The sequence below is a fragment of the Salinisphaera aquimarina genome (assembly GCF_042643355.1).
GTDB classification, from domain to species: Bacteria; Pseudomonadota; Gammaproteobacteria; order Nevskiales; family Salinisphaeraceae; genus Salinisphaera; species Salinisphaera aquimarina.
The window spans coordinates 62480-79306 of the sequence record NZ_JBHRSS010000001.1; the positions used below are offsets into that span (position 1 = coordinate 62480).

The 16827-nt window shown below is 62.1% G+C and carries 16 protein-coding genes and 1 pseudogene; 10 read left to right on the forward strand and 7 right to left on the reverse strand.

The window, feature by feature from the left end:
* Positions 1-63 precede the first annotated feature (63 nt).
* The 3 genes from ACFOSU_RS00290 to ACFOSU_RS00300 all read left to right on the forward strand — a co-directional run bounded on the left by ACFOSU_RS00290 (position 64) and on the right by ACFOSU_RS00300 (position 2609).
* Positions 64-912, forward strand: a complete 849-nt coding sequence (locus ACFOSU_RS00290; protein ID WP_380685263.1) for an ABC transporter substrate-binding protein — start codon at positions 64-66, stop codon at positions 910-912.
* 97 nt (positions 913-1009) lie between these two features.
* On the forward strand, positions 1010-1837 hold the full coding sequence (locus ACFOSU_RS00295; RefSeq protein ID WP_380685265.1) for an amino acid ABC transporter permease: 828 nt from the start codon (positions 1010-1012) through the stop codon (positions 1835-1837).
* 10 nt (positions 1838-1847) lie between these two features.
* Complete coding sequence (locus ACFOSU_RS00300) at positions 1848-2609, forward strand: amino acid ABC transporter ATP-binding protein (protein WP_380685267.1); 762 nt, start codon at positions 1848-1850, stop codon at positions 2607-2609.
* A 48-nt stretch (positions 2610-2657) separates the two neighbouring features.
* On the opposite strand, the gene ACFOSU_RS00305 is transcribed toward ACFOSU_RS00300, so the two are convergent.
* The 3 genes from ACFOSU_RS00305 to ACFOSU_RS00315 are packed head-to-tail and all read right to left on the reverse strand — an operon-like array spanning position 2658 to position 5507.
* Positions 2658-3941, reverse strand: a complete 1284-nt coding sequence (locus tag ACFOSU_RS00305) for a TRAP transporter large permease (protein ID WP_380685269.1) — start codon at positions 3939-3941, stop codon at positions 2658-2660.
* Positions 3942-3954: 13 nt separating this feature from the next.
* Complete coding sequence (locus ACFOSU_RS00310; protein WP_380685271.1) at positions 3955-4425, reverse strand: TRAP transporter small permease; 471 nt, start codon at positions 4423-4425, stop codon at positions 3955-3957.
* A gap of 14 nt (positions 4426-4439) precedes the next feature.
* On the reverse strand, positions 4440-5507 hold the full coding sequence (locus ACFOSU_RS00315; RefSeq protein ID WP_380685273.1) for a DctP family TRAP transporter solute-binding subunit: 1068 nt from the start codon (positions 5505-5507) through the stop codon (positions 4440-4442).
* 302 nt (positions 5508-5809) lie between these two features.
* Between ACFOSU_RS00315 and ACFOSU_RS00320 the strand changes: the two genes are divergently transcribed.
* The 3 genes from ACFOSU_RS00320 to ACFOSU_RS00330 all read left to right on the forward strand — a co-directional run bounded on the left by ACFOSU_RS00320 (position 5810) and on the right by ACFOSU_RS00330 (position 8393).
* Complete coding sequence (locus tag ACFOSU_RS00320) at positions 5810-6541, forward strand: SDR family NAD(P)-dependent oxidoreductase (protein WP_380685275.1); 732 nt, start codon at positions 5810-5812, stop codon at positions 6539-6541.
* A gap of 197 nt (positions 6542-6738) precedes the next feature.
* Positions 6739-7839, forward strand: coding sequence for a DUF1615 domain-containing protein (locus ACFOSU_RS00325; protein WP_380685277.1), 1101 nt, complete (start codon positions 6739-6741; stop codon positions 7837-7839).
* 32 nt (positions 7840-7871) lie between these two features.
* Positions 7872-8393 (forward strand): hypothetical protein, encoded by a 522-nt coding sequence (locus tag ACFOSU_RS00330; RefSeq protein ID WP_380685279.1) that lies wholly within the window; start codon positions 7872-7874, stop codon positions 8391-8393.
* Positions 8394-8514: 121 nt separating this feature from the next.
* Here ACFOSU_RS00330 and ACFOSU_RS00335 read toward each other — a convergent pair whose 3' ends face one another.
* Positions 8515-10509 carry an alkyl/aryl-sulfatase gene (locus ACFOSU_RS00335; RefSeq protein ID WP_380685281.1) on the reverse strand — a complete coding sequence of 665 codons (1995 nt, stop codon included), beginning with the start codon at positions 10507-10509 and terminating at the stop codon, positions 8515-8517.
* Between the two features lie 181 nt (positions 10510-10690).
* On the opposite strand from ACFOSU_RS00335, the pseudogene ACFOSU_RS00340 reads away from it, so the two are divergent.
* From ACFOSU_RS00340 to ACFOSU_RS00355, 4 genes and pseudogenes are all read left to right on the forward strand, one after another.
* Positions 10691-11284: pseudogene (locus ACFOSU_RS00340) on the forward strand (AraC family transcriptional regulator ligand-binding domain-containing protein); the annotation flags it as partial.
* A gap of 286 nt (positions 11285-11570) precedes the next feature.
* Positions 11571-11699, forward strand: a complete 129-nt coding sequence (locus ACFOSU_RS00345) for a helix-turn-helix domain-containing protein (RefSeq protein WP_380685283.1) — start codon at positions 11571-11573, stop codon at positions 11697-11699.
* A 462-nt stretch (positions 11700-12161) separates the two neighbouring features.
* Positions 12162-12371: an AbrB/MazE/SpoVT family DNA-binding domain-containing protein gene (locus tag ACFOSU_RS00350; RefSeq protein WP_380685287.1), complete on the forward strand. Its 210-nt coding sequence runs from the start codon at positions 12162-12164 to the stop codon at positions 12369-12371.
* Positions 12368-12739: a type II toxin-antitoxin system VapC family toxin gene (locus tag ACFOSU_RS00355; protein WP_380685289.1), complete on the forward strand. Its 372-nt coding sequence runs from the start codon at positions 12368-12370 to the stop codon at positions 12737-12739. Before ACFOSU_RS00350 ends, ACFOSU_RS00355 begins: the two co-directional genes overlap by 4 nt.
* A 165-nt stretch (positions 12740-12904) precedes the next feature.
* On the opposite strand, the gene ACFOSU_RS00360 is transcribed toward ACFOSU_RS00355, so the two are convergent.
* From ACFOSU_RS00360 to ACFOSU_RS00370, 3 genes are all read right to left on the reverse strand, one after another.
* On the reverse strand, positions 12905-14167 hold the full coding sequence (locus ACFOSU_RS00360) for a PQQ-dependent sugar dehydrogenase (RefSeq protein ID WP_380685291.1): 1263 nt from the start codon (positions 14165-14167) through the stop codon (positions 12905-12907).
* Positions 14168-15172: 1005 nt separating this feature from the next.
* Positions 15173-15796, reverse strand: coding sequence for a mobilome CxxCx(11)CxxC protein (locus tag ACFOSU_RS00365; RefSeq protein ID WP_380685293.1), 624 nt, complete (start codon positions 15794-15796; stop codon positions 15173-15175).
* A 178-nt stretch (positions 15797-15974) separates the two neighbouring features.
* On the reverse strand, positions 15975-16376 hold the full coding sequence (locus ACFOSU_RS00370; protein WP_380685295.1) for a hypothetical protein: 402 nt from the start codon (positions 16374-16376) through the stop codon (positions 15975-15977).
* Positions 16377-16827 lie beyond the last annotated feature (451 nt).

The following is a 16827-nucleotide window of genomic DNA, read 5'->3' on the forward strand; positions in this document are numbered from 1 at the left end:
GCGTTGCACGCTGTGGCAAACTGAACGCTGGGAGTCGCCACACAGTCATCGGGGAATTGCATCGTGAAATCCTTTATCGCGCGTTCGAACCGCATCGCGGCCCGCGCCTTGCCGGGCGTCGTACTGGGCGTGCTGGCGCTCACCCTGTCGGCCTGCAGTCAGGACCAGGGCGGCAGCGTCGACGGCATTAACCTGGTCGACAAGAATGCGCTCACGGTGTGCACGCATCTGCCGTACAAGCCGTTCCAGTTCACCAACGACGACGGCGATGTGGTCGGTTTCGACGTGGATATCCTCAAGCTGCTGGCCGACGATCTGGGCGTCAAGGAAAACGTGGTCAGCATGGACTGGAACCAGATCACGTCCGCGGCGGTGTTTGCGGCCAACAAGTGCGACGTGGCCATGGGCGGCGCGACGATTACGCCGGAGCGCGCCGAGGCGGTGCTGTTCTCGGCGCCGTACTTCAATTCCACGCAGGCGCTGCTGGTCAAGAAAGACAGCGGTATCAAGGGTCTGGATGATCTGAAGGGCAAGCGTCTGGGGATTCAGGCCGATACCACGGGCGCGATCTACGCAGAAAAACACGCCGACGAGTACGGTTACACGACCGTCGTGTTCGACGATCTGGCACTGGAGACGACCGCCGTCTCGGCTGGCAAGGTCGTCGCCTCGATCGGCGACAATGGCCCGCTCTATCAATACGCCGAGGACAACCCGGGGATGGCGATTGCCGCCGAGTTCGATACCGGCGAGCACTACGGTTTTCTGGCCAAGAAAGACGACGATAACGCCAAGAAGCTCGTAGACCGTCTGAACACGCTGATTGCCAAGGCGAAGGAAGACGGCGAGTACGACCGCATCTTCAAGAAGTGGTTTGGCCACCTGCCGGCCGAAGTGAACAAGGGCGAGTAGGCCTTGCGATGCGCATTACGCTGTTTCTCCCGAGGTCGGAAGACCACGGCAGGGCGTGGCCTTTTGATGGGTCGCCCGTGAACGTCATGAGCGCCACTTGAGCGGCGACTCCGATCGAGCGCGCACGCCACGCAAGCGCCTGAGCCCGCGTCGCCGCGCGCGGCGTATACGAATCGCGCAATACGTCGTGCTTGGGCTGCTGGTCGTGGCCGCGGGCTGGGGCGCGGACTGGTCGACGATCGGTCATACCTTCTTCGACCCGGGCCTGATCGGCGGCACCATCGCCCACGGGCTCTGGCGGGCGCTGTGGAACACGATCGCCTATTCCGCCGGCGGCTTCCTGATCGGTCTGGTGGCGGGCACGCTGCTGGCATTGATGCGGTTGTCCGACGTGGCGCCGTACCGCTGGCTGGCCACGATCTATATCGAGTTCTTTCGCGGGCTGCCGGCGCTGGTGGTGTTCATGGCGTTCTCGCTGCTGCCACTGGCGTTTCCGGGGCTGGCCATGCCGTGGCCGCCCTATGGCACGGTATGGGCAGCGCTGGGCATCGTCGGCAGCGCCTATATGGCAGAGACCATTCGCGCCGGCATTCTGGCGGTGCCGACAGGCCAGATCGAGGCCGCGCGTTCGCTGGGCATGAGCGCCGGCCAGGCCCTGCGCAAGGTGACCCTGCCGCAGGCGTTTCGCATCATGATCCCGCCGCTGACCAACGAACTGATCATGCTGATCAAGGATTCGTCGCTGGTGTTCATCGTCGGCCTGTCGGCGGCCAACTTCGACCTGACCAAGTTCGGGCGGGCCGCGGCGAACACTCATGTCAACATCACGCCGCTGGTGGTGGCGGGGCTGGGTTATCTGTTGATCACGCTGCCGCTGTCCATTCTCGTGCGGCGCATGGAAGCCGCGGCGGCGCGGGGACGATGAGGGTGGGACAGTGAGCGTGTCGTCCTCCGCGCTGGTCGAAATCAGCAAGCTGAACAAATACTTCGGCGACAATCACGTGCTGCGCGATATCGACTTCAGCGTCGCGTCCGGCGAGGTCGTGTGCGTGATCGGGCCGTCCGGCTCGGGCAAGTCCACGCTGCTGCGCTGCGTGAATCTGCTGGAGCGGCCGCAGTCCGGTCACGTCCGGGTGGCGGGTGAGGATCTCACCGATCTCGATTGTGATATCGATGCCGCCCGTCGCCAGATCGGCATGGTCTTTCAGCAGTTCAATCTGTTTCCGCATCACAGCGCCCTCGACAACTGCGCGCTGGCGCTGACCACGGTGCTCAAACACAAGCGCGCCGAGGCCGAGGCCATCGCCCGCGCCAACCTCGAACGGGTCGGGCTTGCCGACAAGCTGGACGCCTATCCGGCCCGGCTGTCGGGCGGTCAGCAGCAGCGCGTGGCGATCGCCCGCGCGCTGTCGATGGACCCGCAGCTGATGCTGTTCGACGAACCGACCTCGGCCCTGGACCCGGAACTGGTCGGCGAGGTGCTGAGCGTCATGCGACGTCTGGCCGACGAGGGCATGACCATGATTGTCGTGACCCACGAAATCGCCTTCGCGCGCGAGGTGGCCGACCGCGTGGTGTTCATGGACGCCGGCGCCATTGTCGAGCAGGGCCGCCCCGATCAGCTGCTGGAAGCGCCGCGCGAACAGCGCACGCGCGATTTTCTCGAACGCGTGCTCACGCCGACCGGCGACGCCTGAGGCTTTCCGGGGCTGCGCCCTCGCAGCAGCCAACTGCGCGACGCGGATCTAGTGATAGAACAGGGCGGGCAGCACCTGGCTGATCCACGGCACGTAGGTGATCAGCCCCAGCACCAGAATGGATGCGATCAGAAACGGCACGATGGCGACCCAGATCTTCTCGATTGGCTCGCCGCTCACGCGTGCGCTCACGAACAGATTGACCGCCACCGGCGGGGTGATCTGACCGATCGCCAGATTCAGCGTCATCATCACCCCGAACCAGACCGGGTCCCAGCCCAGATGCTGCATCACCGGGATGAGCACCGGCAGGGTCAGATAATAGATGCTGATCGCATCCATCATCATCCCCAGCACCAGCCACATCAGGTTGAGTAGCAGCAGGAACCAGCCGCCGTTGTCGGCGAGCGTGAGCAGGGCGTTGCTGAGGGTATCGACAAGACCGATGGTGTTCGCTGCCCAGGCGAACAGCCCGGCCCAGGCGACGATGAGCAGAATCACGCCGCTGGAAACCGCGGAGGTCACCAGCACGGCGTGGATATCGCGCCAGCCCAACGTGCGGTAGATCGCAACGCCCACGAACAGCGCCCAGAACACACCCACGGCGGCGGCTTCGGTGGGCGTGAACAACCCGCCGTAGATACCACCGAGGATGATGACCGGGGTCATCAGGCCCCAGAATGCGTCGCGCGCCAGTTGCCAGGTGCTTTGCCGCTCGTCGCCGGTGTCCTCCGGCGCGCCCCAGCCGCGCAGGTGCACGACCAGCACCGCCGCGGCACCGAGGAACAACCCGGTGAGCATGCCGGGCAGGATGCCGGCGACGAACTGCTCGGCCACCGAGCCGCTGATGATGGTGGCGTAGATGATGAACGCGATCGACGGCGGGATGATGATCGACACTTCCGATGCCGCGGCCACCAGCGCGCCCCCGAACGGCCGGCCGTAGCCCTGACGCGTCATCATTGGAATCAGGATCGGCCCGAGCGCGGCCACTGTCGCCGGCCCCGAGCCGGACACCGCGCCCCAGAACATGGCCACCACAATAGTCGTGACCGCCGCGCCGCTGCGTCGCCGCCGGAACATCGTCATCGCCAGCCGCACGATCCGACGGGCGATGCCGGCACGATCCATGATCGCTCCGGCGAGGATGAAGAACGGAATCGCCAGCAGCGGGAAATTGCTGATGCCGGCCTGGAAATTGAACGACACGATGCCCACGCCCAGATCGCCCTGCCAGATCAGGAACACGGCCGCTGCACCCAGCGCCACGCCCACGGGCACGCGCAGGAACAACAGCACGACGAAAACGGCGATCAGCGCCCAGCCCGGCATCGCCTATCCGCCCTCAGCGCTTGCGCAGGGCGGCGAACGCGCCGGCCAGCGCGCGCACCGAAACCCAGGCCGACAGCGCCGGCGTCGGGCCGGTATAGACCCAGTTCGGCCAGCCCAGCGCGGGTGAGGTCATGCCCAGCAGCAGATCGTCCTGGACCTGCAGGAAACTAAGCCAGGCCAGTACCCCGAACAGTGCCGCCGTGACCAGGAAGCCGAGCGCGATCGCACCGCGGCGCAGCGCCGGCGGCAGGAACTCCGTGGCTGCCACGAAGCGGATATGCGCGCCTTCCTCGCCTTCACGCAGGCCGATGGCGATGCCGATGAGCGTGAGCCACACGAAAGCATTGACGATCAGCTCGTGCGAGGCGGCCAGCGGATAATGCAGCAGATAGCGCGTGAGTACGTTCGCGAAGGCGAGCGTGACCATCGCCGCCAATACCAGGGCGGCGAGGCTTTCCTCGATCCGGTTCAACCATCGCGGCACGAGCGTCTACGCGGCTACTGCGCCTGTTTCTGATCGGTGCGCGCGGTGTCGACCAGATCGGCGCCGATGGTGTCGGTCCACTTGTCGACGACCGGCGCCACCTTCTTCTTGAAGGCGGCCAGCTGATCGGCGTCCAGCCGGGTGACGGTCACGCCGTTCTTCTCGAGCACGCCGTAGGGATCGGTCACGTCTGGGGCTTCGTGCTGCTCCTTCAGATAAGCCAGAGCCGCGCCGTCGTCCAGGCCCACGCGCGCGAGTGCTTTCTGGTAGCGCGCGGCGTCTTGCGCGGACTGCAGCAGCACTTTCTTGATCTCGGGCGAAAACGCCTTCCACTCGCGGCCGTTGACCGCGTAGATCAGCGGGTCGACGACATAGTTCCAGACCGTCAGGTATTTCTGGCTGTACTGCCATAGCTTGTAGGGCACGATCACGCCGCCGACCGGGTTCTCCTGCCCGTCGACCACCCCCTGTTGCAGCGCCGTGAGCGCTTCCGAATACGGCATGGCGGTCGGGTTGGCGCCCAACGCCTGAAAGGTGTCTATGAACAGCTTGGAGCCGACCACACGGATCTTCAGGTCGGCTAGGTCGGCGGGTGCGGCGATCTCGTGACGGCTGTTGGTCAGCTGCCGGAAACCGTTCTCGCCCCAGGCCAGCGGTTTGACGCCCAGGCGGTCGAGACGCGCGAAGATCTGATCGCCGGCCTTGCCCTGAACCACCGCGTCCAGCGAGGCGTGGTCCGGAAAGAAGAACGGCAGCGAGAACAGGTTCAGTTCCTTGACCTGCGGCGACCAGTTGATCGTCGAGGCCAGCGAGAAGTCGGCGACGCCCTGGCGCAGCAGGGTGAACTCGTTGGTCTGCTTGCCCGCAAACAGGGCGCCCGAATAATAGACCTTGATATTGATCTTGCCGTCGGTGCGCTCCTTGACCAGATCGGCAAAGCGCTGTGCGCCCATGCCCCAGGCGGTGTTCGGCCCGACCACCATCGACATCTTGTACTGCGACTTGAACGCCAGCGCCGGTGCGCTGACCAGCGTGAGTGCGAGCGATGCCGCGATCAGGACCGTTGTCCATTGTTTGGACATGATTTCTCCCCTCCAGCGTCGGGCAGCCAACGGCTGTCCGGTGAGGCCCCGCACGGGGCCGGATGACCCGTCCTGCCCTTGGGCCGTCGGGTCGCTTCTTGTTTTGCAAACGATAGCGATGCGTCGGCCATGCCGCGTTGATGGCCGGCCGGTCGAATCGTTTCCTTGCGCCAGGGAAGTTTAGGCGCCGCCACTGCGCGCTGGCAACCGTATACGGGGAGTCTCGCAGGGGCGAACCACGATTGACCCCGGGCGCCGGCGCGCGCAGCGTCTACGGCATCGCTTCAAAACCGGACGTGAAAATGGACGATATTCATAATCGCGTGGCGCTGGTCACCGGCGCATCGCGTGGCATCGGCCGTGGCGCCGCGCTGGCATTGGCCGGTGCCGGCTGCAAGGTCGCACTCGGCTACAAGCAATCGCGCGATGCCGCCGACGCGGCCGTCGCCGAGATCGAGCAGGGCGGCGGCGAGGCCATCGCCGTGCAGGCCGACATGGCCGATCCCGGCGCGATCGAGGCGATGGTCGCCACGGTCGAGGCCGAACTCGGCGCGGTCGAGATTCTGGTCAACAATGCCGGCATCAATCCCATCTATCCGCTGGCCGAGATCGACGCCGAGCGGTGGAACGAAACGCTGCAGGTCAACCTGACCTCCTGTTTCATCCTGGCCCAGCGGGTCGTGCCCGGCATGCGTGAACGCGGCTGGGGCCGGCTGATCATGATGTCCTCGGTGGCCGCTCATATCGGCGGCGTCATCGGCCCGCATTATGCCGCCAGCAAGGCCGGCCAGCTCGGCCTGATGCGCAGCTATTCCCGTATGCTGGCCACCGACGGCATCACCTCCAACGCCATCGCCCCGGCGCTCATAGAAACCGACATGATCGCCGGCAACGACAACATCACACCGGACCTGATTCCGGTGAAACGCTTCGGCCGCGTCGACGAAATCGCGGACATGGTCATCCATCTTGCGCGCAACGCCTACATGACCGGACAGACGGTGAATATCGATGGCGGGTTGTACATGAGTTGACGAGCGAGGAGCGAGCGTCTTGTTAGCGGGCCAGGTCGCCATTGCGAAGGCACCGTCCGCGGTACAGGTTCGCCATGCTCGGCTCAAGCGTGAGCCGGTGACCGAAGACCTGAGAACGCGACCCCGAAACCGCGAAAGACGGTGGAAGCATCATTGACCGGTCGCATCCGCCACGCGGCTCGGGCACAGTCTCGGTCATGCAAAGCTATCTCCGCGCCGGCCGGGCGCTCGTCTTCGTCACGATCCTGGGGCTCAGCGGCTGTGCGTCGTGGCGTCCGCCCGAGGTGCCGGCACGTCCGGCGTCGGCTGTACGTGCCGATATCATCAACCTGATGCCCACCAGCGTCAGCGACCGGTCCGGCTGGGCGCGGGATATCCAGACCGCCTTCGCCACGCAGAATATCGAGGCGTCGACGAGCAATCTGTGCGCAACGCTGGCGGTGGTGGCGCAGGAATCCTCCTATCAGGCCGATCCCGTGGTGGCTGGATTGCCCCGTATCGCCCGTGCCGAGATCGAGCGCCGTGCCAACGCCGCCCATGTGCCGGCCTTCATCCTTAACGGCGCGCTCGGGCTGAAGTCGTCCAACGGCCAGACTTACAACGAACGCCTCGATAACGTACGCACCGAAAAACAGCTCAGTGATCTGTTCGAGGACTTCGCCGGCAAGGTGCCGCTCGGCCGATCGCTGTTCGGCGGCTTCAACCCCGTGCATACCGGCGGGCCGATGCAGGTCGCCGTCGACTTCGCCGAGGCCCACAGCGACGATTATCCCTATGCCGACGCCACTTCGGCCCGCGCGGAAGTATTCAGCCGCCGCGGCGGTCTGTATTTCGGCATCCTGCATCTGCTCGGCTACGCGGCCGATTATCCGAGTCCGCTGTATCGCTTCGCCGACTACAACGCCGGCTGGTACGCCAGCCGCAACGCCGCCTTCCAGCGCGCGGTCAGCCAGCTCACCGGCATAGATCTGGCGCTGGACGGCGATCTCGTCAGCTACGGCATCACGCCCAGCCATACCGAGCGTGCTACGAAGACGCTGAGCGCGCGCATCGATCTCGAAGAAGGGCTGATCCGGCGCGACCTGACAGAAGGCGACACCGCCGACTTCAACGACACCACGCTCTATCAGCGTGTTTACGCGCTGGCCGACTCGGTCGCGGGCCGGCCCGTGCCCAGAGTGATTCTCCCAGGCATCACCCTGGAAAGCCCCAAGATCACCCGCAATCTCACCACCGCCTGGTTCGCCCAGCGTGTTGAATCCCGTTGGCAATCCTGTATGAACCGGGCCGGCAGCTGATGCACTTACCGCACCGTCAATGGAGATCGCCCATGCTTCGCAACGTTGTCATGCTGATGAGTCTTTTACTATTGGCCGCCTGCAACACTGGTGATCTGGAGCCGGCTGCCGATACGAATCCGCCGACCGCCGCCGGCACGACACAAGCCACGCAGGCCACCGACAGCGCATCGCAGGCGAACAATAATGACGATGACGGCGATGCGTCATCGGCACCGATCAACCAGACCGTCGAGCAGGCGATCCCGACGCCGGTCCAGGGCCGCTGGGGCCTGACGCCCGCGGACTGCGAACCCGGCCGCGCCGATGCCAAGGGGCTGCTGGTGATCGACGCCACCACGCTCGAGTTCTACGAATCCCGCGGCACGCTCGCCGCGGTGGCCGAACGCGACGCCAGTCGTATCCGTGCCACCTTCGAATTCTCGGGCGAGGGCATGACGTGGACGCGCGACGAGACTCTGGACGCGCAGGACCGCGGCAAGACGCTCATACGCCGTGAATATGGTGACGATGCGGCGCCGGGGCCGTTCAAGTATCGCCGTTGCCCCGACTGATGCGGGCAGATCAATCGTAGACCGGAATATAGCCTCGCCGGGCCTGGCCCGTATCGCTCGACGAAAAACACCGCCGCGCCCGCCAGCAAGGCGGTCGCGGCGGTGAATGAGCAGCGTTGTTTTATGGCGTTACGATGGCGAAGCCGCGATCCGGCGCTTCCAGCAGCGAGAAGAATCGGCCCAGGCTGGCCCGGTCGCCGTCGACCTTGAGCTGCTTGGGCGACATCTGGCCACCGATAAGCGCCAGCAGCGCCGGGTGGGTGAGATGCACGGTGGCGTCGGCATCGTCGGCCACCGGCCGCTGCCAGTGGTGGAGTACGCCGTTCTCGATGCGCAGTACGTGGTTCTCGCCGAGATCCTTGAAGTCGAAGTTGATCGTGAGATCGCTCTTGGCGGCCTCCGGGCCGTTCAGGCGCGCAGCCATGGCATCGAAGAAGCGATCGACCGGTACCTGACGCAGCAGGCCGATGCCCTTGCGCAGATCCAGCGACGTGCCCTGGGCGCCGTGGCGCAGTTCGAGCGCGCCGGTCAGGTAGAAGTCACGCCAGGGACCGGATTCCGCGCGGTAGCCGAGCTGGTCGTAGGTCTTGGCGAGCAGTTTCTTGGCGGCCGTATTATCCGGCTGGGCGAAGACCACGTGGTTGAGCACCTCGGCGGTCCAGCGATATTCGCCGGCGTCGTATGATTGCTGGGCCTTGTCGACGACCGCGTCCGCGCCGCCCATGAATTCGACGTACTTCTTCGCCGATTCGGTCGGCGGCAACGGGTTGAGGTGGGCCGGGTTGCCGTCGAACCAGCCGAAGTACCACTGGTACACCGCCTTGGAATCGTGGCTGACCGTGCCGTAGTAGCCGCGGTTGTGAAAGGATTTCGTCAGCGAATCGGGCAGGGTGAGTTGTTCGGCGATCTCGCGCGGCGTGTAGCCGGCGTTGGCCATACGCAGCGTCTGGTCGTGGATGTACTTGTAGGTGTCGCGCTGGACCTTGAGATAGTCGACGATCTGGTCGTGGCCCCACACCGGCCAGTGATGGCTGTTGAAGACCACGTCGGCCTGGTTGCCGAACAGCTGCAACGCTTCGTCGATGTAGTCGCTCCACTTGAGCGCGTCGCGCACTTTGGCGCCGCGCAGGGTGTAGATGTTGTGCAGGTTGTGGCTGACGATTTCCGCGCCGCAGAAGGCCTTCAGCTGGGGCAGATAGAAGGTCAGCTCGGCGGGGGCCTCGGATTCGGGGGCGTACTGGAACTCGAATTCGAGCCCGTCGACGGTGAGTTTCTGGCCGGTGTGATCGATCACGTCGGTGGGCGCGAGGATGCTGAAGTGACCCTGGGCCGGGGCCTTGCCCAGGCCGGAATCGACATGGCCGCGCGGGCTGCGTTCCAGCGCGCCGCCGAACATGTAGGTGGCGCGTCGGCCCATGGCCGGCCCGGCCAGCAGATTCTCGCTGGTCGACTCTTCCATGAAGCCTTTCGGCGCGATGATGCGTACGCCGTTCTTCTTCGCCTGCTCGGCGCTGATCACGCCTTCGATACCGCCGAAATGATCGACATGGCTGTGGGTGAAGATGACGGCGACGATCGGCTTGTCGCCGATGATGTGCTCTTTGGCCATCTGCCAGGCCGCGCCGGCGGTCTCGGGGGTGATCAGCGGGTCGACCACGATCCAGCCGCTGTCGCCCTCGATCAGCGACATGTTCGACAGGTCGTAGCCGCGCAACTGATAGATACGGTCGGTGACCTTGTACAGGCCGTGCAGATCGTTGAGCTTGGCCTGGCGCCAGAGACTCGGATTGACGCTGGCGGGTGCCTCGCCCTTGATGAAGTCGTATGCGGTCATATCCCATACCGGGCCACCGTCGGCGTCGGTGATCACGAGCTTGGGATCGCGCGCGATCAAGCCGCGTTTGGCCGCCTCGAAGTCGGCCTGGTCATCCAGGGGCAGCTGTTTCGCGACCGCGGCGTTGGCCTGTTCGGTGGTTGCCGTGGCCGCAACGTTTCCCTCGGCGTCGGCCGCGTCGGCCTGGGTCGTGGCCTGGGCGAAAGCCAGCGGCATTCCGGCGCTCAGTCCCATTCCCAGCACCAGTGCCGTGACTCGAGTGATGGTCAATCTGTTCTTCATGGCGTTCTCCTCTCGTGGGCGCTTCGATCACCGATCTTTTGTCGGCTCGGGCGGTGCACGTGTTGTTCGGTACTCGCGAACAGGTATCGTCGCCCGTGTCGAACCCGCGCGTATTGACAGCGCACGTCAAATTCTTAACTTTTGGTGACAGCGTCGCTCAGGCGCGCCGCAGGAGCATTTGATGACGAGCCTGGTTCGCAACAGCGCACTGGATGGTTTCGGCGCATTCGTGCGCGAGCTTGGCGGCGAGCCCGAGACGCTGCTTGCCCGATGCAATATCCCGACCGATATCGAGTCTCGCGAGGATGCGTTCCTGCCGTATCGCGCGCTGATCCAGCTCCTGGAAGACTGCGCCGAACATCTGGCCTGTCCGGATTTCGGCATGCGGCTCGCCGGCGCGCAGGGCATCGGTATCCTCGGCCCGCTTGCGGTGGTGATCCGTCATTCCAGTACGGTCGCCGAAGCCATCGATCAGGGGGCGAAATACCTGCACGTCTTCAATCCGGGCCAGCGAGTGACGGCGCGTCGCGTCGGCAGCACGCTATGTCTGCGCTTCGAGATCCTGCTCGAGAATCTGGCCTGTCCGCGCCAGGCCAACGAGCGCGCGCTGGTCTTCCTGAAACGGCTCACGGAACTGGGTGGCAACGCGCCGACGCCCACTCGAATGCTCTTCGCGCAGAGCCGGCTCGCACCGGTCGCCGTCTACAAGCGGTTCTTCGGCGATACGGCGCTATGCTTCGATCAGCCCGTGTGCGGTCTCGATATCGACGCCCAGGCGATGCAGGAATCGCTACGCCGTTCGGACCGGCACATCCGCTCCATGGCCATCGCGTTTCTGGAACAGAACCGCGCCGCGCGCGACCCGCCGGTAGCCGCTCGTGTACGCGAGATCGTGCGGCGGCTGCTGCCGACAGGGCAGGTCGGGATCGATCTGGTTGCTGAATCTCTCAACCTGCACCGGCGTACGCTGCAGCGTCGATTGGACGCGGAGGACGCGACGTTCTCGGTCCTGCTGGACAGCGCGCAGGGAACTGGCCATGCGTTATCTGGCCGAGGACGACATGCCTTTCAACCAGGTAGCGGCGCTGCTCGGCTATACAGAGCAGAGCGCATTCAACCGCGCCTGCAAGCGCTGGTTCGCAACTACGCCGCGGCAGTATCGACAGTGTGAGGCCGTGGCGGACAGTTGACACACGAATGTGTTGACTGCCTGGAGCGCGAGCAGGTCAGTCCCACCTACCGCGGCTCAGCCGGCATCGAACCATGCAGTGGTGGATGCTCGCCACCTGTACTGATGGCCGAGCCGCTCAAACGGAATACAGGTCTGCGCCGCCGGGCTAAACGGGGCGGGCAACGCGTGCCGAAATCTATGCCGTCGCCGCGTAACGGGATTCGTGACGTACAAGACGACGGCCGGACGTAGATTCTGGCCACGCGGTGTTGGGATCATTCGAGTGCAGCCGTTGTTCGAGCGGGACTCTGCCTCCCCCTCACCCTATCTCTCTTATGGATGAGGAGTGGCCAGAATGGCGTGCGGTAAGACGCGACTCCGTGCCATTGCTGAGCAAAGCTAATTCCGTTTGCTATTGACCGTTGCTAGCAGACAAGTTGATCGATAGGATAGTAGTAAAACTAAAGCTTAATCGATAACCATGACAGACCTGATCACGCTCTCGCCGAAGTTCCAGGTGGCTATTCCGAAGGCGGTCCGTGAGCGCCTGCATCTGCATGCCGGCCAGAAGTTGCAGATCGTCACCTATGGTGACCGGATTGAGCTTGTGCCGCAGCGGAGCATCAAAAGCATGCGTGGCTTTCTGTCCGGTATCTCGACGAATGTACCTCGCGACGAAGATCGCTTATGAACGTCGTCGACTCATCCGGGTGGCTGGCGTATTTCGCCGACGACGCACACGCGGATTACTTCGCCGAGCCGATTGAAGACATCGACACCTTGATCGTGCCGACCTTGAGTCTCTACGAAGTGTTCAAGCGCGTGTTGCAACAACGCGGTGAGGGTGACGCGCTGCAAGCCATCGCGCTCATGCAGCAGGGGCAGGTCGTGGAGCTCGATTCGTCCATCGCCCTTGTCGCCGCTCGTATCAGCCACGAACAGAAGCTCGCCATGGCTGACAGTGTGATGCTGACGAGCGCAAGGATGCATGACGCTGTCTTCTGGACGCAGGACGCCGATTTTGAAGGGATGAGCGGTGTGCGCTTCCGGCGAAAATAGAAAGTGAGAGTTGCCTGCGTTTCCGCCACGCAAGGCCGCTAGTGCCTCAAGCTGATGCCATCGAAACCCGTGGGCTGTCCCGGTTATTCCCGCATGCTCCCCGCGGCATATGGCGACGGACGGCTCGCAACCGCCCGACGCCGATGTCTAGTTTTGGTCCGGACGCTATTCGCCGGTATAGGAAATACGGTAGATGGCGCCAGTCGTGTCATCCGACACCAGTAACGAACCGTCCAGATACTGTTTCACATCGACCGGCCGCCCGAGATACTCGCCGGTGTCCTCGGTCAGCCAGCCCGAGGCAAAGCTGCGCATCTCGCCAGCGGTGCCATCGTCCTTGATCGGCGTGAACATGATGCGGGCACCGACCGGCGTTGTTCGGTTCCAGGAGCCGTGCTGGGCACTGAAGATGCCGCCCCGGTACTGCTCGGGGAACATCTTGCCGTCGTAGAACGTCATGCCCAGATCTGCCGCATGGGCGATCGTTTCCACCTGCGGGAACACGACATCGGCCGGCGGCTCCTCGTCCTTGTATTGCTCGGTGCGCACGTGTCCGCCACCGAAATACGGAAAGCCGAAATTCTGGCCCTTCTCGGTGGCGTGATTGACTTCGCCCGGCGGGATATCGTCCCCCATGCCATCCACCTGGTTATCAGTGAACCAGAGCTCATCCGTTTTCGGGTCCCAGGCCTGGCCCACGGAATTGCGGACGCCGCGGGCATAGACCTCGCGTTCGGTGCCGTCCTGGTTCATGCGGATAATTCCGGCCAGGCCGACCTTGTTATACAGCGCCATCTTGTCTTTCGGCGGCACGTTGTACGGCTGGCCGATGGTGATGTAGAGCTTGTCGTCGGGACCGATGGTGCAGGTCCGCGCACCATGATTGAACGATTCCTCACTCTCCGGCACCAATTGCTCGGTGACCACGCCGATGGCGACGTCCGGGCTTTCATAAAAGAACTCGGCGGCCGGAAATACCAGCACGCGGTTATGTTCGATGAGATAGAGCATCCCGTCCCTGGAAAAGCACATGCCGTTTGGAACTTTCAGGTCGACCGACGGCGCGAAACGTTTGACTTCGTCGGCCACCCGGTCCTTGTCGCGATCGGTCACCGCCCAGGCCTTGGTCTTGCGCGTACCCGCGAAGACCACGCCAGCATTACGGCCGATCGCCATATGGCGGGCATCCGGCACGATCGCATACAGATCGATACTGAAGCCCGACGGCAGCTTCACTTTCTGCAATGTTTTGCGGATCGCGGCCGCTCGGTCGGGGTCCTGGGGCACGGTTTCGATATCGAGCGAAGCGCCCGTCGAGCCCATATGTTCCAGTGTCTTGATATTGTCGGACAACGCGAACGCACTCTGTGCGACCATCATGCCGAACAGGCCTGTGGCGGCCGCAGCGATTAGCTTTCTGTTGATCATCGCTCTCTCCCTTGGGTTGTAATTTTATTATTCTGGGATTCCGTTATAACGCGGTCGTTATTCGTTGCGCAATATCGCAAATTCGCCCTATGCGCACGGGTATGAACTGCAGCTGCGGTAAGTTTTGATGCCCGGCTATACCGGGCGAGGAGCTCGGTCCAGTGAGCCGACACAACGACGTTTCTAGAAAGCGGTCGGGGTGTTTGATGAGGCCTAGGGGATCGACGCTAGCGGTATTCGTGGCTGGTTCGGATTCTCGGACGGGGGATGACCTGGAGCCGCGACGGGATACTCGCGTACATCGGCTATGCCCAGACGCTACTTTGGCGTGAGCAAAGCGACGACGCGGTGTCGGGGTCGTTCAGGTACGGTCGTTGTTGGAGCCAATCGTTATGGCTTAGATGTGACCAGAATGTGGCAGTGCGAGACGTGACCCCAAATCCCACTGGTTCGCGACGACGCCGCGGCAATATCGACAGGGCGCGGGCGTGACCGGCCGTTGAAGTACGGCCGTTGTTTGAGTTCGTGGTCAGGGTGGTGAATGATCTAAATGTGGCAATGCAAGACCTGACCCCAAATCCGCACAAATCCGCATGGCAATGCAAGACCTGACCCCAAATCCGCAGTTATCGCCGGAGCGCGCAGCACGTAGGGAACCCAAATCGCGCCAGCGATTTGGGCGGTCAACTGCAGCGATTTGTTCGACTGCAGCGGACTAGACCGACGAGATTTGGAGGCTGCACCCACATGCTGGGCAACTAGTAGTTACAGGCGAACTGGGTGTGACCGACCCCGTTCCGACACTAGGCGGCGACGTTGGCGTGACTCCTGGCTGCTCTGGGGATGGTCCAACGTGGAGGCCGACAAAGCCGAGTACTGATGGGTCGGGCCCATAGTACGTCCCGAGTTGAACCACTCGGTTTCCATAGATAGCGTCGACGACCTCTATTTTGCGCTCTTCCGACAGCTCTTCGAACCAGCTATTCAATTGGCTTAAAACATCGCTCATCTTAAAGCCCCTATAGGCGTGAATAAAGGCAAGAGTCTATAACATCCACATGTCTTGCAATCTGAAGGTTTTTCGATGCTGGAAGGCGTTTTGTCACAACACTTGCAAACGAGATCTTTCTCGAATAATGCGGCTCGGTATCCGTAACGCTTCTCGCCGTCCGATACGGACTTTAGTCTGTCGCGTGCTTCAAGGGATTCCAGATCTCTATTTGCATTGCCGACCAGTACAGTTGCCTCAGCTCCGCTGACTTCGGGCATTCTGGCGTGCGTATCAAAAATCAAAGAAAGTCGTCTATTCTCTAAGGACGACTCCTCACTGTATTCAAGCTCTTCGTCCCACCTAGCCACTACAGCCCACAACGAAACGATAAGCTGAATCGTGCCTAAAATACCGGCTAAGGCTACAAAACAAAGTGTCAAGGTCGACTCATCGCCGTACGTGACATAAGTAATTCCGACTACAGCAGGAGTAACAATACCTAAATATGTCAGAACGCGGAGGCGGAGTTGATACACCGCAAACCTTCGCTCGAAGATTATAGCCGTGGCAAAACATTGGAAGCTTTTGTCGAGTGATTGTTTACGGATCGGATCGGCTTCAATCGCATGGATTTGCATTACAGCCCTACCTCATCTGCAGTAGTTCGATCTTAGTTAGTGAAGTTCTGTCAATCGACATTAACCTCCGTGTACCGTCGAACGTCTAAGCTCAGTTGCCGTCGGAGCGCGAAGCCCGGAGGGAACCCAAAACGCGGCAGCGTTTTGGGCGGTCAACTGCAGCGATTTGTTGAGGAATTTAAACTCCGCCTCTGGCAAGAGGAACATATATTTCCCCTTTTCGAATAAGGTGCGGCGAAAATGGCAAGATTCCGGGAATATAAGGCTCGCTATCGATGCCGGTAATTTGATGAATTACTGACCAGTTGGCATTGATTTTATCAATTATAAGACCGATATCGTCTAACGACTTCACTTCGTTCCAATAGCTATACCTATTAGCACCTTTGGCATTAACTAACTCCAAAATATCGTTTGCGGATTTGCCATTTAGCCGACTGGAATGTGCCACTAGGGCGTCGCTAGCGACGATCTGTACTCGAAACTCAGATCTAACCTTATCTCGTTCGGCTTGTAATTCTGGTGAATGCCGGTTGTTTTGGCCATGGTAAGAAAGCGATGTTGCCGGCTTGTCACTCACGAAAACGCAATCGTTTGCCCCAAGTTGAAAACGACAGTCGACGGCCCAGCCGGATGAGCTTAGGAATCTACCAAGCGCCTCGTCTCCAGCCTTAACGTATTTCGCCCCTATAGCGCGGAGCGCAAATCGAAACTCTTCGTCACTTATCGCTACTTTCACCTAATATCCCCAACGCCTAAGCTCAGTTGTGGCGGCGCAGCCGACATCAACTGCAGCGATTCGTTATACGTGAACTGCGTCGGTCGACGCTCACTGAGCTAACCAGCGGACCGCAGAGCCCGACACACCATTAGAAAGAATTTCTAAATCTGAACTTACCGGTAATCGTCGCTGACGGGAAGACGCCGGAATAGGTCAAAGGTCGCGGATTCGGAAATGGCTGAGAGCTAGAAAGACGGGCGAAGGCTCAGCTACCGGCTGCAATTCGTTAGCAGACTATTTAGCTTGACCG